Below are 20,537 nucleotides of genomic sequence, written 5' to 3'. Positions count from 1 at the left end.
GGGGCGAGCCCGCGGCTCGGTCAGCCGTGCGGCTGGTCCGGGCGGTAGTGCTGCGGGTACGGCTGCCCGGGGTAGGGCTGCTGTCCCGGGTACGGCTGCTGCCCGGGGTAGGGCTGCTGCGCCTGGTAGTTCTGCTGTCCCTGGTACGGCGTGGGCCCGTAGCCGCCGGCCATCTGCGGCTCGGTCACCAGCGTGCGGTCCTGGTGGTCGTACGCCTCGGGCGTGCCCGTCCCGCCGCCGTGCCCTTTGTTCTTGCCGCCTCGGCGCGGCCACCACAGGCCCCGGCCCAGGATCGCGGCGATCGAGGGCACCAGGACGACGGAGAGCAACATCGAGGAGAGCAGGATGCCCACCGCGGTGGCGAAGCCGATCTCGGCGGTCGCGGGGCTGGCCGCCAGGCTGGCGAACGAGCCGGCCAGGACGAGTCCGGCCGTGGCGATCGCGGGCGCGGTGTGCTCGACCGCCTTGGCCACCGCCTTGCGGGCCGGGATGGGCTTGTCCATCTCCTCACGGAGCCGGTCGCTCATCAGGATGTTGTAGTCGGTGCCCAGCGCGACCACGAACAGGAACAACACCAGCGGCAGGGTGAAGGAGACACCGGGCCGGCCGATCATGTGCTGGAAGACCAGCGTGCCGGCGCCCAGGGTGGCCACGAAGCCCAATCCGACCGCGAGCATCAGCACGAGCGGCGCCAGCAGCGAGCGCAGCAACAGGAACAGGATCAGCGCGATCAGGATCGCAGCCACCGGGAAGACCAGCTTGAGGTCCTTGTTCACCGAGGCCGACACGTCGGCGAAGATCGCCGCCGTTCCGGTGATGTGCGCCTCGGCGCCGGCCGGGGTGTTCTTCGCGATGGTGCCCCGGACCGGGCCGGTGATCAGGTCACGCGCCTTCTGCGAGTCGGCCTTCGCGGCCAGGAACACATCGATCCGAGCGGCCGAACCGTCCGGGTTGAGGATCGGCTTGGCGACCTGGCCGACACCCTCGACCTTGCCCAGCGCACCGGTCAGCCCGGTCAGCGAGCGGGCGTCGAGCTTGCCGCCGGCCTTGGTCTGCACGTAGACGGTGTGCGGGTCGGACACGCCCGCCGGGAGCGAGCGGGAGATCTCGTCGGCGGTCCTGGTCGCGTTGGTGGTGGGCTGCCCCTCCTGGTCGTAGCTCATCTTGACGCCGACCACACCGGCGCCGAGCGCGCCCAGCAGGACCAGGCTGCCGACCAGGCAGCGCACCGGACGGGCGCTGACCTGCTCACCCAGTCGGGCGGCGAAGCCCGCCGGGCGCTCCTTCTTCCAGGCCCGGGCCGGCCAGAACATCCCACGACCGGTGACCGCGAGCAGCGCGGGCATCAGGGTCAGGCTGCCGAGCAGGGCCACCAGCACCGAGACCGCGATGGCCGGGCCGAGCACCTTGAACTGACCGAAGCTGGCGATGCCCAGGGTGGCGAACGCCGCCACGATGGTCAGCGCCGCGCAGGTGATCGCGTTGCCCACCTTGCCGGCGGTGATCCTGGCGGCCTCGCGCTTGTCCTGATCGGGGTTGGCGCGCAGTTGCTCGCGGAAGCGGAACATCAGGAACAGGAAGTAGTCGATGCCGATACCCAGGAGCACCACGGTGATCAGCGACGGCACGGACGGGTCCAGCTTGATGTCCAACAGCTTCGCGCTGCCGGCCACCGCGCCGGTGGCCACACCGCCGATCATCGTCACCGCGAGCAGCGGCAACAGAGCGGCCAGGACACTGCGGAAGACCACCACGTTCAGCAGGATGATCAGACCCATCGTCAACATGCCGACGAGGGCCTCGGTGTCCTCCGTCTCGTCCATGTTGTCGATCGTGGTCGCGAGACCACCGGTGAATCCGATCCGGAATCCGGCGGCCTCGTAATCGGTCTTCGCCAGATCACGGGCATCCCGATAGACGTCCTGGAGACCGACGTCGTTCATATTGCCGCTCAAGGACATCGAGACGAGCTGGAACGTCCCGTCCGGAGCCACCACCCCGGGGGTGTAGCGCGGGGTCTGCGAGAAGTCCTTGGCGAACTGCTCCGGCTCCGCCTCGATCTTCTTCCCGGCCAGCGCCGCCGCGGTGTCGGCGACCTTCTTCTGGTCCGCCGGGCCGATCTTGGCGCCGTCCGCACGGGCCACCAGCACGGTCACCATATTCGGGTCCGGCTTTTCGTCGAACTTCTTCTCGGCGATCTGGAGAGCCGCTGCCGAGTCGTATTTCTTCGGCAGGAAGTCGCCGGTCGAAGAATCGGTGACGCTGTTCATCAATGGTTGCCCGACGGCGGTCAGGGCGAGACCGAATACCGCCCAGACGATAATGGTCATCCATCGATGACGAGTGGCGAACGCGGTTGTTCTACGGATCATTTTCCTTCTCCGCCGACGGGTCGAAACGCGGGAGCTCGATACGGGAACTCCGGATTGACTCAAGGTCATCACGCGCACCCCCCTGCGGACATCGACCGCGGGAACGGCTGTGGACCGGGACCTCGGTCCGGGAGTACCGCGCAACCAGGACTGGGGTCCGGGGCCGGGGATCGTCTTCGATGAGGTTCAGGAAAGGGGGCGCAGAGGATGGAATGGGTCGATACGAACCATGCGGAACCACGAAGGAGGTCTGCGGATGGGCGTCGACCATCGCGGTGCGGCGGACGGGCGCCGGGTCTTCCCGCGGCGGCGCGACGACCTGCTGATCGCGCTCGGCTGCGCCGCGGCCGACGTCGCCTCGTTCCTGGCGGCCGATCACGACCGCGGGCCGCGGGCGATCGTGCTCGCGCTGCTGCTGCTCGTGGCGGGCGGCGCGGCGACGATCGGGCGCCGCCGGTATCCGGTGCAGGTGCTGCTCGCGGTGGCCGCGTCGTACCTGGCGCTGGTCGTCACGGTCCCGCCGACCACGTACAACTTCGGCCTGTCCATCACGGTCGGGCTGTACTCGGTGGCCCGCTACCGACCCCCGCGGGTGGTCGCCGTCGCCGGTGCGGCGACGTGGGCGAGTCAGGTGGCGGGCAGCGTTCGGATCGGCTGGTCGCTGCCGACGGCGATGCTCACCTACCTGCTCGCGATCTGTGTCGCGAGCGCGGCCGGCATCGGCGTGCGCCGGTGGCGGGACCAGCTGGAGCAGAACCGACAACTGTTGGCGGACCGGGCGGTGACCGAGGAGCGCCGGCGGATCGCCCGCGAACTGCACGACATCGTGGCGCACCACATCACCACGATGTATCTGCTGTCCGGCGGCGCGCGGGCCACCCTGGCCCACGATCCGCAGACCGCCCGGGGTGCGCTGGTCACGCTGGAGTCGTCCGGCCGCACGGCGCTGCACGAGATGCGCCAGTTGTTGTGCGTGCTGCGCGGCACGGACGTCGCCGAGGAGGCGCCCGCGGAGCCGCAGCCCGGCATCGAACAGATCGACCGGTTGATCACCGAGTCGCGCGCGGCCGGTCTGCCCGTCGAGTACGAGGAACTCGGCGAGCCGCGGGCGCTGTCGCCGGCCACCGCGCTCACGTTGTACCGGATCGTGCAGGAGGCGCTGACCAACGCGCGCAAACACGCGGGCGACGCGCGCGCCTTCGTGCGGCTGGAGTACGGATCGGACCGGGTCGTGGTGGAGATCTGCGACGACGGCGACGGCGGTGGGCCGACGATGCCCGGCGGCGGGTACGGTCTCCTGGGTATGCGCGAGCGCGTCGCCGTACATGGCGGCACGCTGGAGGCGGGCAGGCGACCCGGCGGCGGGTACCGCGTGGTCGCGCTCGTGCCGCTGCCGCCGATGGAACCAGGAGAGGACCGGAACCCAGATGAGCGTGGACGCATCCCCGATCACCGTGCTGCTCGCGGATGATCAACCGCTCGTACGTCGGGGGCTGGCCCTGATCCTGCGCTCCGACCCCGGCATCGAGGTGATCGGCGAGGTGGGCGACGGCGCCCAGGCGATCGAGGAGGCGCACCGGCTGCGCCCGAACGTGATCCTGATGGACATCCGGATGCCGGTGCTGGACGGCGTCAAGGCCACCGCGCGGCTGACCGAGGAACTGCCCGAGTGCCGGGTGCTCGCGCTGAGCACGTTCGACATGGACGAGTACGTGATCGGCGCGCTGCGTGCGGGCGCGATCGGCTTCCTGCCCAAGGACGTCTCGCCCGAGGACCTGATCGCGGCGGTCTACACCGTGCACCTGGGCGAGGCCGCGGTCGCGCCGAGGTTGTTGACCCGGCTGATCGAGTCCTTCGTCAAGGCCCCCTCGGCCCCGCAACCCTCGACGACCGCGTTGCGCGACCTGACCCCGCGCGAGGTGGAGGTGCTGCGGTCGATCGCGGCGGGCCTGGACAACGCCGAGATCGCCCAGGCGATGAGCATCGGCGTGCAGACCGTCAAGAACCACGCCACCGGCCTCTTCGCCAAACTCGGCGTCCGCGACCGCGCCCAGGCGGTCGTCTTCGCCTACGAATCGGGCCTGGTCCAGGCAGGCCGCACGCCGTAGCCCGGCCCATCGCCGGCCCGCCGACGACTCCCGGTGACCCGGGTGCGCTTCGTCGGCGGAACCTGGTCGATCCCTACCGCGAGCCGTACGCCGACCGACGGGTCTCGGTGGGCCTTTCGGTTTCGGATGGGCCGAACAGGTGACGGAAGTGCATCAACTCGTGCGTGTGGCACCCACGGTCGGGTCCGACGGGTTGGGATGGAGTTCGCGGGGGTCCGCCACGACCCGATGAAGGTGTGCAGTGCCATGACCGACTCCGCCGGCTCGGCCGGCAATCCGTACGCTCCGCGCCTGGTCGCAGCCGGGCAGACCTTCGACGTGATCGAGATCGATGCGCGGTTGGGGCGGGAGGTGGTGAAGCACCTGCGGGCCGCGGGAGTTCGGGTCGGGCCGGTGATCCACGACCGGCGCTGCGCCAAGATGGGCTTCCTGGTCCCGGTCACCTCGCCGGCCCGCACGCGTCTGCGCGACCACCGCGGCCCCAGTCGGCACGGCCTGGGGGCGTGGGTCACCTTCCCGCCGCCGCGCGGTGAGACCGGGTCCCTGGTCTGGTTCGTCCCGCCCACCGAAAACGCGATTCCCACCCCGCTCGCCCCGCTCGACACCGCCATCATCCGCGCGGCGGCCACCCTGATCGAGCACGGCCGCGCCCCGAAGGAGTGAACCGGGCTCGGCGCGGATATCTCTCGTCAAGGGTGGGAGCGCGCCCATACGATGCGGCCTTGGACGCACGGACGGGGGCGACGGATGGGTGTGGTGGGGCGCAAGGTAGGGGAGTTACGCGGCGAGGTGGTCGGGCAACTCCGGTGCCGGCGGCGGATTCGGCAGTGGATCGCGATCGGGTTCGTGCTCGGGCTGCTGATCGGCGCGGGGCTGGCCGCGGGCGCCGCGGCGCTGTACTGGCCGGAGAAGGACAAGCCGCTGAAGATGACCATGCGCGAGTGGGAGATACCGGTCAAGGCCCCGGACGTGCTCAGTGGGCCCGCGACGTTCACCGTGCAGGGCCTGACCTGCGGTATCGAGTGGATCACCGGCACTCACGCCGAGCACTTCGCCCAGGGCCGCCTGTGCCGGGTCAAGGTTTCCATCGCCAACCGCTCGCTGGCCACCGTGCAGATCGCCAACCTGGAGCAGCGCCTGGTCCTGCCGGACGGCAGCCGCCCGGGCATGGACCTGGAGTCGATGGAGATCAAGCGCCAACTCCGCGAGTTCACCCTCGGTGCCTCCGACACCCTGGTCGAAGACCTCTGGTTCGACATCCCCAAGGACGTCTTCCCCATCGCGATCCTGCTCCGCGCCAACCCCGACACCCCGCAGGGCCGTACCGAACTCCCGCAGCGGAACTGGTCGAAGAAGTGAGGACCCCCGGCGCGTCCCCGGCACGCCCGGCGTGCGGAAAACGGCTTCGTGCGGCGGGTGGTGGGGTCGTAGGGTGCGCGCATGGGTGAGCAGGAGCAGCAGTCGCAGGCGGCCGCGCGGGTTCGCGACTTGGCTCGGCGGTTCGCCGAGCGGCATCCGGAGTTGTTGCGCCGGCTGAAGGAGGCGTGAGCGACGTGTATTTGCTGACTGCCGCCGATGCGATCGCCGTGGCCGAGGAGACGACCGGGAATCCCGGGATTCGTGACGTCGGTTTGATCGAGTCGGGGGTGGCCCGGCCCGGGGCGAGTGCGTTCGGGGTCGACGCCTATCCCGACCCGTGGGCCAAGGCCGCCGCGTTGTTGCACTCGATCGTGGCCAATCACCCGTTCCTGGACGGCAACAAGCGCACCGGGTTGGTGGCCGCCGCGGTGTTCCTCGAATACAACGGCGTCGAGGTCGGACTCCTCGACGAGGACGCGGTGTTCGACCTGATCATCGCCGTGGCGGATGGTTCGCTGAGCGAAATCCGGCCGATTGCCGACGCGTTGCGGGTCGCGCTCGGCGGCCGAGCCGACGACGACACCCCCTAGCATCGGGGCGAGTCGGCGCCTGTACGGGGGCGCGTCGTCGAGGAAGGCGTGCTTGTGACGCAGTCGTTCCATCCGCCCGGATCCGCCGGAGTCGAACGCAAGGCGATGTTCGCCTTCGGCTGGATTCCGCTGCCGAAGCGAGTCGCCGAGCGTTACTTCGTGCCGGACTATCGGCTGATCGGGCGGGACGTGACCCTGGAGCGGGTGCGCGCGATCCGGTCCTGGCTGGGTCTCGGCGTACTGGTCTGGATCGCGGTGACCTACGGTGGCGGCGAGGACGCCGCCCAGGGCTGGATGGCGAGTTTCGTCGCGTCCGTGTTCGTGGCGATCATCGCGTGCCCGATCGCGGTGGCGATCATCGTCGGGCTGACCCGCTCGGACGTGCGGGCCCAGACGCGCAAGAGCCTGATGTTGCCGCTGCGTTCGCTCGGCCTGTTCGTGGTCGTCTCGGTGGCCACGCTCGGCGGCCTGACCGCGCTGGCGTACGGCTCCCAACAGATCAACGCGGGTGCCGACGTGGGTTCGTTCTTCCTGACGGTGCTCGGCCTGGCCGTGTCCGTGTGGGTGTTGCGCTTTTGGTTCCTCGCGGTCCGGGCGATCCCGCAGCACCTGTTCCGTGCCGTGGACGGACACCCGTTGTTGCCCGCGGTGATCGCGCCCTGGCTCTCCTGGTGCGGCGCGCTGGTCGACCTCGGCGACGGCGGCGGCAAGGGCGCGTTGCCGACCGGGGTACGGCTGATCGGCACGCTCGGCGGCCCGGTCACCATCACCGTGATGTCGCTGTGGGAGATCCGCCGGGTGCGCAGCCGCTACGGCGTCACCTTCCGCGGCGGACCGCATCCGACCCGCCGGCCGGAGCCGGTCCCGCCGCCGATGCCGCTGTTCCCGAACCAGGCCGCCCCGTGGCAGCCGCAACCCTCGCAGGGATTCTTCCCGCCCGGCTTGCCCGGCGCGCCGGCCCCGCCGTACCGGGCGCCCGATCCGCAACAACACCCGGCCTGGCAGCAGCCACCGTCCGGCCACCACCGGCCCCCGCCGCCCTGGGGCCCGCCGCGCGGCTGATGCAATCGCGCACCGCCGGGGGCACCGGCCCGATCCGGCCCACCCCCGGCGCACGGCGACGAGCGTGTCAGTGCGTCGACAACCGGTCCCGCAACCGCGCGACCTCCGCGTCGGTCAGCCCCAGGCCCTCGCGCACATAGCCCTCGACCGACCCGTACCGTTCCTCCGCCGCCGCGAACGCCGTGTTCAGGTAGTCCTCGTGCACGTCGAAGACCGGCTTGAGGTGCGCCGGGTCGAAGCCGCGCTCGGCGATGTGCCGGAGGATCTCGCCGTTCTTGCCCTCCAGGTGCTTCGCGCTGGCCAGATAGTCCTCGACGATGGTCGCCCGCGGCACCCCGAGCAGGGTCAGCAGCACCGCCGAGGTCCACCCGGTCCGGTCCTTGCCCTGCGAACAGTGGAAGACCGTCGGCACCTCGACGGCCGCCATCCGCGCGAACACCTCGCGGTAGGCGGCCCGGGCGCCCTCGGTGGTCACGAAGCGCCGGTACACCTCGCACATCAGGTCGCGCCCGGCGGTGCCGCCGAGCAGTTCGCCCGCCCGGTCGGGGTCGGCGAACACCTCGCCGAACAGCTCGTCGTTCTGCCGCCCCATCACGTCCGCGATCAACAGCTCGGCGCCCGCCGGCACCCGGTCCGGCTCGCGGTCGCGCTCGGTGTCCGAACGCAGGTCGATCACCAGGCCGATACCCAGCCGCAGCAGCGTCGCGGCGTCCGCGGCATCCACCTCGCCCAGGCCGTCGGAGCGGTACACGAGGCCGGTGCGCACCTTGCGGCCGTCGGCGGTGGCGTGCCCACCCGCGTCACGGAAGTTCGGGGCGGTGACCAGGATCGGCGTCGGGGACGTCATGGTGCGCGGTCCTTCGCTGCGAGGAGATGCCGGGCGAGCGGATGCCGGACGGGCGGCTGCCGGGGTGAATACCACCACCCTACGCGAGCGTACGGCCCGGGTCGGCGCTGCCCGCGCCCGTCGATCCCGGCGTTCACACCCGGTCATCGGGACGTTCGTTCCCGGCCATCCCGGCGCCCCACACCGACCGCGCACCGCCGCGGGACCGGGCCGAAAAGCTAGGTGGGCGCCCACACCGCGTGCTCGACCCGTAACAACATCGCCGAGCGCCCGGCCAGCCGCAGTCCGCTGCCACCCGCGACCGGCTCGCTGTACCGCGCCATCGGGTCGCCCTCCAGCGCCGTGTCCAGGACCACCTCGTAGCTGTGCGCCCACGGCTCGTCCGGCAGCGTGAAGCGCATCGGCTGCGAGGACGCGTGCAGGATGAACAGAAAGCTGTCGTCCACGATGCGCTCGCCGCGCGGGCCCCGGCGGTCGATGTCCAGGCCGGACAGGTACATGCCCAGCGTCGCGGTCGGTGCGAACCAGTCCTTGCGGGTCATCTCGCGCCCGCCGGGTGTGAACCAGGCCAGATCGCGCAACCCGTCCGGCGCCACCGGGCGGCCCGAGTAGAACGCCCGTCGGCACAACACCGGATGCGCCCGCCGCAGTCGGATCAGCCGCGCGGTCAGATCGAGCAGCGGTCGCCACTGCGGCGAGTCCAGCGCCGACCAGTCCAGCCAGGACAGCTCGTTGTCCTGGCAGTAGGCGTTGTTGTTGCCCGCCTGGGTGCGGCCCATCTCGTCGCCCGAAGTGATCATCGGGACCCCCGTGGACAGCAGCAGGGTGGTCATCAGATTGCGGATCTGCCGCTTGCGCAGCGAGACCACGTTGGAATCCGACGTCTCGCCCTCGTACCCGTGGTTCCACGACCGGTTGTTGTCGGTGCCGTCCCGGTTGTCCTCGCCGTTCGCCTCGTTGCGCTTGCGCTCGTAGGTGACCAGGTCGCGCATGGTGAAGCCGTCGTGCGCGGTGACGAAGTTGATCGAGGCGTACGGGTTGCGCCCGTCGCGCTGGTACAGGTCGGACGAGCCGGACAGCCGGTAGGCCAGCCCGCGCACGTCCGGGCGGGCACCGCGCCAGAAGTCGCGGACCGCGTCCCGATACTGGTCGTTCCACTCGGTCCACAGCGGCGGGAACGCGCCCACCTGATAACCGTCGGCGCCCAGGTCCCACGGCTCGGCGATCAGCTTGACCCGGGACAACACCGGATCCTGCGCGATCACGGTCAGGAACGAGGACAGCTTGTCCACGTCGTGCGTCGACCGGGTCAGCGCCGCCGCCAGGTCGAACCGGAAGCCGTCCACGCCCATCTCGATCACCCAGTAGCGCAGCGAGTCGGTGATCAACCGGAGCACGTGTGGCTGGACCACGTTGAGCGTGTTCCCGCAGCCGGTGAAGTCGGTGTAGTGCCGCCCCCCGTCGGCCAGGCGGTAGTAGCCGCCGTTGTCGATGCCGCGAAAGCACAACGTCGGTCCGGCCGGGCCGCCCTCGCCGGTGTGGTTGTAGACCACGTCCAGGATCACTTCCAGCCCGGCCGCGTGCAGCGTGTGCACCATGTCCCGGAATTCGTGCACCTGGGCGCCGCGCCCGCCCGCCGAACTGTAGCCGGCGTGCGGCGCGAAGAAGCCGACCGTGTTGTAGCCCCAGTGGTTGGTCCGGGCGCCGCGCAACAGGTGTTCCTCGGACACGAACTGATGCACCGGCAGCAACTCGACCGCGGTCACCCCGAGTCGGACCAGATGGTCGATCGCCGCCGGATGGGCCAGGCCCGCGTAGGTGCCGCGCAGGTGGTCCGGGATGCGCGGGTGGCGTGCGGTGAAGCCCTTGACGTGCAACTCGTAGATGACGCTCTCGGCCCACGGGATCTTCGGCCGCCGGTCCTGCGACCAGTCGGCGTCGTCCGCCACGACCACCGACTTGGGCACGTACGCCGCCGAGTCGCGATCGTCGCGCACCGTGTCGTCCCGGCCGCGCACGTGCCCGAACACCGCGTCGTGCAGCACGAAATCGCCGTCCACGGCCCGCGCGTAGGGGTCCAGCAGCAGCTTGGCCGGGTTCCAGCGGGCACCGCGCGCCGGATCCCAGCGCCCGTGCACGCGGTAGCCGTACCGCTGCCCGGGTCGTACGCCCGGCACGTAGCCGTGCCAGACCCGAAAGGTCTGCTCGCGCAGCGGCAACCGGCTCTCCCGCAGCGTCCCGTCGGGCCCGTCCTCGAACAGGCACAGGTCGACCGCCTCCGCGTCGCCGGCCCACAGCGCGAAGTTGGTGCCCGCGCCGTCGAAGCGCGCACCGAGCGGCAGTCGGCGGCCCGGCCAGGGCGGCGGCACATGGCCGTTGGCCGCGACCGATCGGCCGAGCACGCCACGCGTGTCGACCTCGGGGTCCGTCGATTCCCACTCGAGCGTCAAGGCCCGCCTCCCGTCCCGGTCCCCAGGATGTTCCCGCCGGGGCCCCACGCCTACACGCCCGCGCCCGGATCCGCCCGCGCCGGCCCCGCTCCGATACGCCGCTGCGGCGGCATCCCCCGAGGGATGCCGCCGCAGCGGAGTGACGATCGGCCGGGTCGGTGCGGCCGATCGGGTCTGCTCAGAACCAGGGGTGCCAGTGGTGGGCGCCGTCGGCGTTGCCCTGGTCGATCACCACTACGCCCGAGTTGCCGTTGACGCCCGCGGTGTTGTTCTGATTCGAGGCACCCGCGCCGGTCGCGCTCTGCTGGGTGGCGTTGTAGTTGCCGTCCACGCCGCCGAGCACGTTCCCGCTGCCACTGTTGGTGGTGGTGGAGGTCGTGGTCGAGGCCGTCGAGCCGTTGTCGCCCACGGTTCCGTTGCCGCCGTCGGCGGAGGCGGCGCCGGCGCCCAGGAAGAGCAGGCCGGCGGCCAGGGGGGCGACGGCGAGGGTACCGAGCTTGCGGTTCATCTGGATCCTCCGTGTGTTGCGGATCCGGGCGGGGCCCGGGGCATCCCATCAGGTGCACGGGTCACCGCGGGGGGCGAACGATCCGGACCCCGAGGCGACTTCGTGTGAACAAGCTGTCGCAAACAGTGACAACAAATCCAGTCGTCCGGCCCGGCTTCCCCCGGGAGAGTGACATGGGAGCCCTGAACATCCAACGAGCGCCGATACACAGGGTTGTGGCCGAGGTCGGATTTCCGCCTACCGGCTCAATGGTTTCGGCCATTGTGGCCGGATTTCATGGCTTTATCGATGAACGGTGAGTGACCGTGGCCGTGTTCCCTGCCGGCGGAGCGCGGGCAAGCGCCTCAAGTCGCTTCGCGAGCCCCCGTCGGACGGCGCCTGCTTCCGTCCGCACGCGAGCTTTGCGAAGGCCGGGTTTGGGTTAGGTTGCCGTCATGCCCGTCGTGGTCACCGGAGCCGATCAGCCCCTCGGTCGTGCCGTCGCGCTCGAACTCGCGGACTCGGCGGGGGAGGTGCGGGCCACCGTCCGCGATCGCGGTGCGGTCGGCGCGTTGCGCGCGGCCGGCATTCGGGTCGCGGTGAGCGACCTGTGCGACCCGGGACGACTGGGCGCGGTACTCGAAGGCGCGCACACCGTGTTGCACCTCGATCGCGGCGCCGGCGGGGACGGTTCGCCGGGTGACACGTGGGAGTGGTTGCTGGAGGCCGCGGAGGGTACGGATCTCCAGCGGATCATCACGGTCCTGCCACAGCCCCCGACCCTTCCCCTGCCCCGAGCGGGCGAACGGGAGTACGAATTGATCATCCGTCAGTTGCCCCCCGGCGGGGCCGATCGGCCGGGATACCCGGATCCGGCGCTGGTCCACGAACTGGCGGCGGCCGATCGGCGGGCCCGGTGAGGCGCGTGTGCGCGGCGCGCTCGCGGTGAACGAACGCCCGTTGTCCCAGAGGATGGCACGGATCGCCGCATTTGCCCGCGAGTGCCCGGGACTTCGGAACCGCGTTGGATGTTCGATTCGTCACATGGGATGTGAGATGTGGTTCTCGGCCCAGGCCGGGTCACGGCTCGGCTCCGGATGAAGGGACTACCCGTTCATGTCAGCAGGATCGAAGTCGCTCTCGTCGAAGCGGTCGCCGGCCCGATGGCGTGTGGTGCCCGCACTGATGCTCGGCGCGCTCCTGCTCGTGTCGGGATGCAGCTCCGACGACGGCAAGGACTCGGGCCGGAAGGCCGAGGGCGGGAACACCTCCACGGCCAAGGGTGATCGGAAGAAGGGCGCCGATCCGGCCGCGATCACGCTGACCCCGGCGGACGGCGCGACCGCGATCGATCCGCAGGCGCCGATCACCATCGCGGTCAACGGCGGAAAGCTCGGCGAGGTCAAGGTCGTCAACGCGCGGAACGAACCCGTCGACGGCGCACTCGACCCGGACGGCAAGACCTGGAAGCCCAAGGTCGCCTTCACCCTCGGCGGCAGGTACACGGTCAGCGCGACCGCGACCAACGCCGACAACACGCCCACCACCGCCCGCGCGACGTTCGGCACCGTGTCCGGCGACAAGAAGGTCACCGCGAGGTTCAGCCCCGAGGACGGCGCGACCGTCGGTGTCGGCTTCCCGGTGTCGCTGACCTTCGACTACCCGGTCCGCAATCGGGCCGCGGTGGAGAAGGCGTTGTCCGTCGAGGTGGAGCCCAAGGTCGAGGGTGCCTGGCACTGGTTCGACAACACCCGGGTGGACTACCGGCCCAGGGACTACTGGGCGCCCGGCACGAACGTGAAGGTCAACCTGAACCTGCGCGGCGTCGACGTCGGCGACGGCGCGATCGCCAACCAGTTCAAGAGTTACAGCTTCAAGGTGGCCGCCACCAAGCGCATCGCCATGGTGGACGTGCAGGCGCACACCATGAAGGTCTACGAGAACGACCAATTGATCAAGACCATCCCGATCACGGCCGGCAAGTCGCCGAAGTACAGCACCTGGAACGGCAAGATGGCGATCACCGAGAAGTTCGAGAAGACCCGGATGAACTCGCAGACCGTGGGCCTGGGCAGCGAGTACGACATCGACGACGTGCCGTTCGCGATGCGGATCACCACGTCGGGCACCTTCGTGCACGGCAACTACTGGGCCGATCCGAGTGTCTTCGGCAGCGAGAACACCAGCCACGGCTGCGTCTCGATGACGAAGGAGAACGCCAAGTGGCTGTACGACCGGGTGATTCCGGGCGACGTCGTGGACATCTCCGGCTCCGACGAGCGCACCGTGGACCCGGACAACGGCTTCGGCGACTGGAACGTGCCGTGGGACAAGTGGATCGCGAGCGGTACGCCGGGCGGCGGCGCGCCGACGACCACGACACCCACGCACTGACGCATCGACGTCCTGACGCGCCGACGCACCGCGGCCCCGTCTCGGCTGCGCGGGGGGCCGGCGCCTAAGGTCGGATCCGGTACATCAGGGCTGACCAAAGGAGAGCGTCATGGGCGAATTCGTCAACCTGGAAGTGGCCGACGGCGTCGGCACCATCCGGCTGAGCCGGCCGCCGATGAACGCGCTGAACCGGCAACTCCAGGAGGAGTTGCGGGCGGCGGCGCACGAGGCGGGCGAGCGGGCCGACGTGCGCGCGGTCGTGCTCTACGGCGGTGAGAAGGTGTTCGCGGCGGGTGCGGACATCAAGGAGATGGCCGACATGACCTACGTCGACATGGTCGATCGGGGGGCCGCGCTGCAGTCCGCGTTCACCGCGGTCGCCGAGATCCCCAAGCCGGTCGTCGCCGCGATCACCGGCTTCGCGCTCGGCGGCGGTTGCGAACTCGCGCTGTGCGCGGACGTACGGGTGTGCGCCGACACCGCGAAGCTGGGTCAGCCGGAGATCACCCTGGGCATCATCCCGGGCGCCGGCGGCACCCAGCGGTTGCCCCGGCTGATCGGCCCCGCCAAGGCCAAGGACCTGATCTTCACCGGCCGCTTCGTGGCCGCCGCCGAGGCGCTCGCGATCGGCCTGGTGGACCGGGTGGTGCCGGCCGAGGAGGTCTACGCCGAGGCGGTGAAGTGGGCCACGCAGTTCGCCAACGGCCCGGTCTACGCACTGCGGGCGGCCAAGGAGGCGATCGACCGCGGCCTCGACGTCGACCTGGACACCGGCCTGGAGATCGAACGCCTGCAGTTCACCGCGCTGTTCGCGACCGAGGACCGCTCCACCGGCATGCGCGCCTTCGTGGCCAAGGAGAAGCCGAAGTTCACCGGTCGCTGATCCCGGGCGCCCGGCGCGGCCGGCGCGAAACGGCCGCGGGGCCGCGGGGCGAGTGCCCCGCGGCCCCTCGGCCGTCGGTGTGAACGTGGATCCGCGCGATGGGATCAGATGTTCGGGTACAGCGGGTGCTTCTGCGCCAGAGCCGTGACGCGCGTGGCCAGGGCCGCCTTGCGGGCGTCGTCGAAGCCGGGGAGGAGGGCCTCGGCGATGATGTCGGAGACCTCCTCGAAGTCGGCCTTGTCGAAGCCGCGGGTGGCCAGCGCCGGCGTGCCGATCCGCAGGCCGGAGGTGACCATGGCCGGGCGCGGGTCGAACGGGACCGCGTTGCGGTTGACCGTGATGCCGATCTCGTGCAGCCGGTCCTCGCCCTGCTGACCGTTGAGCTCCGAGTCGCGCAGGTCGACCAGGACCAGGTGCACGTCGGTGCCGCCGGTGAGCACGGTGATGCCCGCGTCGGTGACGTCCTTGCGGGTGAGCCGCTCGGCCAGGACGACCGAGCCCTCCAGGGTGCGCCGCTGGCGGTCCTTGAAGTCGTCGGACGCGGCGACCTTGAAGGCCACCGCCTTGGCCGCGATCACGTGCTCCAGGGGACCACCCTGCTGGCCCGGGAAGACCGCCGAGTTGATCTTCTTGGCGTACTCCGCCTTGGACAGGATGACGCCGCCGCGCGGGCCGCCCAGGGTCTTGTGCGTCGTGGTGGTGACCACGTCCGCGTACGGCACGGGGCTGGGGTGCAGACCCGCGGCGACCAGGCCCGCGAAGTGCGCCATGTCCACCATGAAGTACGCGCCGACCTCGTCGGCGACCCGGCGGAACTCGGCGAAGTCGAGCTGCCGCGGGTAGGCCGACCAGCCGGCGATGATCAGCTTGGGCCGGTGCTCCTTGGCCAGGCGCTCGACCTCCTCCATGTCGACCCGGTGGGTCTTCTCGTCGACGTGGTAGGCGACCACGTTGTAGAGCTTGCCGGAGAAGTTGATCTTCATGCCGTGGGTGAGGTGGCCACCGTGGGCCAGGTCCAGGCCGAGGATCGTGTCGCCGGGCGTGAGCAGCGCGAACATCGCGGCGGCGTTCGCGGACGCGCCCGAGTGCGGCTGCACGTTGGCGGCCTCGGCGCCGAACAGGTCCTTGACCCGGTCGATGGCGAGCTGCTCGACCACGTCGACGTGCTCGCAGCCGCCGTAGTAGCGCCGGCCCGGGTAGCCCTCGGCGTACTTGTTGGTCAGGACGGAACCCTGCGCCTCCAACACCGCCACGGGGGCGAAGTTCTCGGAGGCGATCATCTCCAGGGTGTTCTGCTGGCGGTGCAGCTCGTCGGTGAGGGCGGCGGCGACCTGCGGGTCCACCTCGCTCAGCGGACGGTCCAGGATCGTCACGGTTGTCAGCTCCTCGATCGGGTCGATCTCGATCATTCGCCGCAGAACGCGGCGTACTCGTCGGCCGACAGCAGGCCCTCGGCCTCGCCGTCGATGCGCACCTTGAACAGCCAGCCCGTCCCGAAGGGGTCGGAGTTCACCAGAGCGGGGTCCTCGGCGACCGCGTCGTTTATCTCGACGATCTCGCCGGAGACGGGCGCGTACATGTCGCTGACCGACTTGGTGGACTCCAACTCGCCGCACGGCTCGCCGGCGACGACCTGTTGGCCGACCTCGGGAAGCTGGACGAACACCACGTCGCCGAGCGCGTCGGCCGCGTGCTGGGTGATGCCCACGAGGGCGGGGGAGGCCGCCTCGTCGAGCCACTCGTGTTCCTTGCTGTAGCGCAGGTGCTGGGGTGCGTGCACGGGTCCATTCTCCATTCGAATGAGGTGAGTCTGTTCCGCAGGTGGGTTTGTAATGGTTTGTGCCGCCGGCCGTGCGCCCGTGTGGGTGGAGGGCGCCGTCGGTCGAGGGTCAGGCCCGCTTGTAGAACGGCAGTGCGACCACCTCGACCGGCTCCGCCTTGCCGCGGATGTCCACGGCCAGACGGGTGCCCGGTTCGGCCCGCTCGACGGCCACGTACGCCATCGCGATCGGCACGCCCAGCGTCGGCGAGGGCGCGCCGGAGGTGACCTCGCCGACCCGCTCGCCGGTCTCCGCGTCCACCACCGGGTAGCCCGCGCGCGGGACCCGCTTGCCCGGCGAGGTCAGCCCGACCAGCGTGCGGCGCACGTCCTCCTGCGCGGCGGCCAGCGCGTCGCGGCCGACGAAGTCCTCGGGCTTGTCCAACCGGACCACCCGACCCAGGTTGGCCTCGTACGGCGTGGTCTCCCGGGTCAGCTCGTGGCCGTACAGCGGCATGCCCGCCTCCAGGCGCAGCGTGTCCCGGCAGGACAGCCCGGCCGGCACCAGACCGTGCGGCTTGCCGGCCGCGAGCAGCGCCTCCCACAGCGCGACCGCGTCGCCGGGCGCGGCGAACAACTCGAAGCCGTCCTCGCCGGTGTAGCCGGTGCGGGCGAGCAGCACCGGGACGCCGGCGACCTCGGTGCGCAGGATCGCGTAGTACTTGAGCGCGGGCAGGTCGGCGTCGGTGAGCGAGCCGACGATCGCGGTGGACGCGGGACCCTGCACGGCGAGCAGCGTGTACTCCTCGGAGGCGTCGCGCACGGCGGCGTCGAAGTTCTCCGAGCGGTACTTCAGGCTGCCCGCGACCACGTCCGCGTTGGACGCGTTGGCCACCACCACGAAGTGCTCGTCGCCCAGCCGGTAGACGATCAGGTCGTCGACGATGCCGCCCTCTTCGGTGCAGATCATCGTGTACCGGGCGCGGTCGATCCCGATCTTCGAGACGAAACCGACCAGGGCGTGGTCCAGCGCACGGGCGGCGTCCGGGCCGGTGACCTCGATCTCGCCCATGTGGGTGAGGTCGAACAGGCCGGCCGTGGTGCGCACCGCGGCGTGCTCGTCGCGCTCGCTTCCGTACCGGAGCGGCATCCGCCAACCGGCGAAGTCGGTCATCGTGGCCCCGAGCGCGTCGTGCACGGCGTCGAGCGGGGTCCGGCGGTCGGTGGTCATGCGAGGGCTCCTTCGAGGGGGCGCCGGCGGGAACACCCGAGGGGCGCGGGCCGGTCGGGGGCATGGCGAACGGCCGCGGGTCCGGTCGGCGCGCACGAGGCGCGGCGCGCGGGCCGGAGGCGGGTGTCGGCGCGGAGGGCGGCGAAAGGGGTCGAGCGGTGCGGCGAATACGACAACAAAGGGGGCTCCCTGCCATGGCTTACAGCCCTTTTCGACCAAGATCGGTCGAAAAGTGGGGTGCCCTCCCCTTCTGTCATCGGAACCTGAGAGCTTCATCGCTGCCGAGCGCATCCGCGCGAAACAGTGATTTGCACCGTGGGTGAACCGCACCAGCGGTGCGATTGCTTTCCAGAAGTGCCTGACCCATGCGGTATCGGTGCCTGAGAGATTCCGGGGAGGAGTTGCTCCTTCGGCGCCCCGCTCGTGGGCGAGGACTCTTCCGCGTGGGGTCGACGGCCGATATGAGGTTGTGCCCGGCATGCTAGCGCGTGTCGTCAATCCCCCGCCGGGGCCGGGGCCGGGACCCGTCGAGTCCGCGGGTCGCGACTTCGGGGCCGCCGATTTCGAGGACTGCCGGCTTCGCGGGCCGCCGTTTTCGAGGGATGGCCACGACGCGCTCGCGCGCGCGGGTGCGACACCATGCGCAGGGCAGGACGGTTCGGGACAAGGGAGGGCTCGTGGAGACGGACTCGGCGGGGGCGCATACCGGCGCCGCGAAGGGCGGCGTGTTGATGCCCCGGTCCGTGCACGACCTCCGGGAGGAGCGCGATCGCCCGGGGGAGCGGATCGGCGACCGGGTGGTGGACGTACTGGCCTATCCGGCCTCGTGCGTGCTCGTGGTGACCGGCCTGCCCGGGGCCGGCAAGAGCACGTTGCTCGCCCGGGTGGTCACCCCGGGGCCGACCGTGGCCGTGCTGGACGCCGACCTGGTCCGGGCCCGCTGGGCGGTGCGCGCCGGGCGCATTCCGTACCGGGCCTATCGGCCGCTGGTGCGGCTCTCGCACTACGGCGAGGTGGCCCGGGCGTTGCGCGGGCCCGGCGCGGTGGTCGTGCACGACAGTGGCCGAAATCCGATCCTGCGTCGGGTGTTGGTGTTCGCCGCCCGTCGCCGCGGCAGTTCGGCGCACGCCCTGTTGTTGGACGTGACCGCCCATCAGGCGCTTTCCGGCCAACGCGCGCGCGGGCGCGGGGTCTCCACACCGGTGTTCGCCCGACATCACCGCGAGTGGCGCGAACTGCTCGCCCGACTGACGCCGTGGCTGGACGCGGGCCCCGCCTTGGCGTCCGCCCCGGGCGGCTTCACCTCGTGCGTATTGCTCGACCGCCCGGCCGCCCGAACACTCAGCCGGATCGTTTTCGCAGACCCCGTACCCGGACAGTCCCGACGGCGGCTGTCGACCGAGTCGTAAACTGCGGCGGACACCAGAGGAGCACCACCATGCCGTTCCCGGCCAATCCCGTGGAGAGCGCGCTCGTCGCGGCGATGCACGACCCGTCCCGGGCCGAGGCTCTCTTCGAGGCCCTGGCCGAGGCGGACGTGTGGGTGCCGTTGCCCGAGGGCGGCAACCCGGCCGACAGCGAACTGACGCTGCCGACCACCGAGATCGACGGCCGGCCGTACGTGCCGGTGTTCTCCTCGGAGGAGGAGTTCCGGCGGGTCGCGGGCCCGATGTCGTGCACGGTCGCGCCGCTGCGCGAGTTCGCCCGCGGGCTGCCGCCGCACGTGGGCATCGCGATCAACCCGGGCGGCGAGGTGGGCATCCCGATTCCGCCGCCGGGCGTACTGGAGCTGGCCCGGCTGCCCGGCGGGGGCCCGCGCGGCGCGCGGGTGCGGCTGTACGAGCCGGACGAGGAGCCGATGGAGTTCCTGATCGCCGCCGCCGCCGAGTTCACCCACGCGCCGGTGATCCTGAGCGCGCGACGCGGCCTGGGCGAGATCGAGTCGGACCCGCCGTGCCTGTTCATCGGGGTCGAACTGGACCGCTGGCAGGAGGAGGACCGCCTGATCGCGGTCGGCGCCCTGGAGCGCGCGCTCGGCCGGGCCGCCTGCCCGTGGCCGGTGAACGTGGTGCTTCTGGACGTTGCGCAGGATCCTGTGGGGGACTGGATGCTGGAGCGGACCGAGCCGTTCTACCTGCGGGCCGACCAGCGCTGAGCCGGCGTCCGGCACCGCCGTGCGCCCATTCGTCGAGATCCGCTCATCGGTACATCATTCGGGTTCGGGGAGGACGTCGTGAACCAGGTCGAGCAGGCCTTGAGCCAGGTGGCGCCCGGGCGCTACGACGCCTACGAGCGGTTGCTCGAAGCGCTCACCGGCGCCCGGGTGTGGATGCTGCTGTGGCAGGGGCAACCGGGCAGTCCCGACGCGCAGTACGGGAACATGGACGTGGCCGGGTGGCGCTACGCCCCGGCGTTCACGTCCGAGGAACAGCTTCGTCTCAGTGGCTGGGATCGCTCGTTCGAAATCTGTCCGGTCACCGAGATCGCCTCCTCGCTGTACACCGACCACTGGGGCCTGTGGCTGAATCCGCACGTCCAGGGCGGCGGCGTCGGCGTGCCCCACCTGGACCTGCGGCGGATCGTCGGCGGCCTGGACCGGTTGCTGGCGGGCCCCCTGGAGGTGGGCGAACCCACCCTGTGGGACCCGGCGTTCTATGCCGTGCTCGGCGGCCAACTGTTCCAGACCCAGGTGGTGCGAGCCGCGCACCGGGCCTGGGTGCGACCCACCGTCGGACCCGAACGCCTCGTCATCGGCCTGCGCCTGACGGACAATCAGCCCGCGACGATGCAGCGCATGCGGGATGCGATGGAACGTGCCTCGGCCGCCGCGCCGGCCGGCCTGACGTTGTCCTCGGTCGCCCTGGACGACCCGTTCGACCCGGTGGCCGCGTGGATGCGCGAACACACCCGGCCGTTCATCGGCATCGACATGCTCGACGAGGCGGCCCGCAACACGCAGTGAGCGAAGATCGGCACACAGTGGCGACATCGGGCA

Annotated in this window: 19 protein-coding genes and 1 riboswitch; of the genes, 12 read left to right on the top strand and 7 right to left on the bottom strand. The window is 70.8% G+C overall.

Annotated elements, in window-relative coordinates:
- Nucleotides 1–20 precede the first annotated feature (20 nt).
- Nucleotides 21–2,330, bottom strand: a complete 2,310-nt coding sequence (locus ACH4U8_RS04255; RefSeq protein WP_395775786.1) for an MMPL family transporter — start codon at nt 2,328–2,330, stop codon at nt 21–23.
- A 298-nt stretch (nt 2,331–2,628) separates the two neighbouring features.
- Between ACH4U8_RS04255 and ACH4U8_RS04250 the strand changes: the two genes are divergently transcribed.
- The 6 genes from ACH4U8_RS04250 (at nt 2,629) to ACH4U8_RS04225 (ending at nt 7,491) form a co-directional block, all read left to right on the top strand.
- On the top strand, nt 2,629–3,843 hold the full coding sequence (locus ACH4U8_RS04250) for a sensor histidine kinase (protein WP_395775785.1): 1,215 nt from the start codon (nt 2,629–2,631) through the stop codon (nt 3,841–3,843).
- Nucleotides 3,800–4,480, top strand: coding sequence for a response regulator transcription factor (locus ACH4U8_RS04245; protein WP_360317262.1), 681 nt, complete (start codon nt 3,800–3,802; stop codon nt 4,478–4,480). Before ACH4U8_RS04250 ends, ACH4U8_RS04245 begins: the two co-directional genes overlap by 44 nt.
- A gap of 246 nt (nt 4,481–4,726) precedes the next feature.
- Entirely contained in the window at nt 4,727–5,143 is a 417-nt protein-coding gene (locus ACH4U8_RS04240; RefSeq protein WP_360317264.1) for a hypothetical protein, read from the top strand.
- Between the two features lie 93 nt (nt 5,144–5,236).
- Complete coding sequence (locus ACH4U8_RS04235; RefSeq protein ID WP_360317267.1) at nt 5,237–5,839, top strand: hypothetical protein; 603 nt, start codon at nt 5,237–5,239, stop codon at nt 5,837–5,839.
- Between the two features lie 185 nt (nt 5,840–6,024).
- Nucleotides 6,025–6,429, top strand: a complete 405-nt coding sequence (locus ACH4U8_RS04230; protein WP_360317271.1) for a type II toxin-antitoxin system death-on-curing family toxin — start codon at nt 6,025–6,027, stop codon at nt 6,427–6,429.
- A 54-nt stretch (nt 6,430–6,483) separates the two neighbouring features.
- Complete coding sequence (locus tag ACH4U8_RS04225; RefSeq protein WP_395775784.1) at nt 6,484–7,491, top strand: hypothetical protein; 1,008 nt, start codon at nt 6,484–6,486, stop codon at nt 7,489–7,491.
- Nucleotides 7,492–7,558: 67 nt separating this feature from the next.
- Here ACH4U8_RS04225 and ACH4U8_RS04220 read toward each other — a convergent pair whose 3' ends face one another.
- The 3 genes from ACH4U8_RS04220 to ACH4U8_RS04210 form a co-directional block, all read right to left on the bottom strand.
- On the bottom strand, nt 7,559–8,338 hold the full coding sequence (locus ACH4U8_RS04220) for a tyrosine-protein phosphatase (protein WP_360317275.1): 780 nt from the start codon (nt 8,336–8,338) through the stop codon (nt 7,559–7,561).
- 218 nt (nt 8,339–8,556) lie between these two features.
- Nucleotides 8,557–10,740, bottom strand: coding sequence for a glycogen debranching protein GlgX (glgX, locus tag ACH4U8_RS04215; RefSeq protein ID WP_395775995.1), 2,184 nt, complete (start codon nt 10,738–10,740; stop codon nt 8,557–8,559).
- Between the two features lie 226 nt (nt 10,741–10,966).
- Entirely contained in the window at nt 10,967–11,296 is a 330-nt protein-coding gene (locus tag ACH4U8_RS04210) for a hypothetical protein (protein ID WP_395775783.1), read from the bottom strand.
- A 434-nt stretch (nt 11,297–11,730) separates the two neighbouring features.
- Here ACH4U8_RS04210 and ACH4U8_RS04205 point away from each other — a divergent pair, with 434 nt between their 5' ends.
- From ACH4U8_RS04205 to ACH4U8_RS04195, 3 genes are all read left to right on the top strand, one after another.
- Complete coding sequence (locus ACH4U8_RS04205; protein ID WP_395775782.1) at nt 11,731–12,195, top strand: NAD(P)H-binding protein; 465 nt, start codon at nt 11,731–11,733, stop codon at nt 12,193–12,195.
- Nucleotides 12,196–12,391: 196 nt separating this feature from the next.
- Nucleotides 12,392–13,669: an Ig-like domain-containing protein gene (locus ACH4U8_RS04200; protein WP_395775781.1), complete on the top strand. Its 1,278-nt coding sequence runs from the start codon at nt 12,392–12,394 to the stop codon at nt 13,667–13,669.
- A 109-nt stretch (nt 13,670–13,778) separates the two neighbouring features.
- A complete protein-coding gene (locus ACH4U8_RS04195) occupies nt 13,779–14,552 on the top strand; it encodes an enoyl-CoA hydratase-related protein (RefSeq protein ID WP_360317283.1) in 774 nt (257 codons plus the stop codon).
- 104 nt (nt 14,553–14,656) lie between these two features.
- Here the strand turns inward: ACH4U8_RS04195 and glyA are convergent, their stop codons facing one another.
- From glyA to gcvT, 3 genes are all read right to left on the bottom strand, one after another.
- Complete coding sequence (gene glyA / locus ACH4U8_RS04190) at nt 14,657–15,961, bottom strand: serine hydroxymethyltransferase (protein WP_395775780.1); 1,305 nt, start codon at nt 15,959–15,961, stop codon at nt 14,657–14,659.
- Complete coding sequence (gene gcvH, locus ACH4U8_RS04185) at nt 15,958–16,332, bottom strand: glycine cleavage system protein GcvH (RefSeq protein ID WP_360317285.1); 375 nt, start codon at nt 16,330–16,332, stop codon at nt 15,958–15,960. Before gcvH ends, glyA begins: the two co-directional genes overlap by 4 nt.
- Nucleotides 16,333–16,441: 109 nt before the next feature.
- Complete coding sequence (gene gcvT / locus ACH4U8_RS04180; RefSeq protein WP_360317287.1) at nt 16,442–17,542, bottom strand: glycine cleavage system aminomethyltransferase GcvT; 1,101 nt, start codon at nt 17,540–17,542, stop codon at nt 16,442–16,444.
- Nucleotides 17,543–17,900: 358 nt separating this feature from the next.
- Nucleotides 17,901–17,994: riboswitch (glycine riboswitch) on the bottom strand.
- Between the two features lie 225 nt (nt 17,995–18,219).
- Between gcvT and ACH4U8_RS04175 the strand changes: the two genes are divergently transcribed.
- The 3 genes from ACH4U8_RS04175 to ACH4U8_RS04165 all read left to right on the top strand — a co-directional run bounded on the left by ACH4U8_RS04175 (nt 18,220) and on the right by ACH4U8_RS04165 (nt 20,504).
- Nucleotides 18,220–18,951 (top strand): AAA family ATPase, encoded by a 732-nt coding sequence (locus tag ACH4U8_RS04175; RefSeq protein ID WP_379988366.1) that lies wholly within the window; start codon nt 18,220–18,222, stop codon nt 18,949–18,951.
- A gap of 29 nt (nt 18,952–18,980) precedes the next feature.
- Nucleotides 18,981–19,697, top strand: a complete 717-nt coding sequence (locus ACH4U8_RS04170) for an enhanced serine sensitivity protein SseB (protein WP_395775779.1) — start codon at nt 18,981–18,983, stop codon at nt 19,695–19,697.
- 78 nt (nt 19,698–19,775) lie between these two features.
- Entirely contained in the window at nt 19,776–20,504 is a 729-nt protein-coding gene (locus tag ACH4U8_RS04165) for an enhanced serine sensitivity protein SseB C-terminal domain-containing protein (protein WP_360317294.1), read from the top strand.
- Nucleotides 20,505–20,537 lie beyond the last annotated feature (33 nt).

This window comes from Embleya sp. NPDC020886 (assembly GCF_044333915.1).
Lineage (GTDB): Bacteria > Actinomycetota > Actinomycetes > Streptomycetales > Streptomycetaceae > Embleya.
This window is presented reverse-complemented; position numbering and strand designations above follow the sequence as displayed.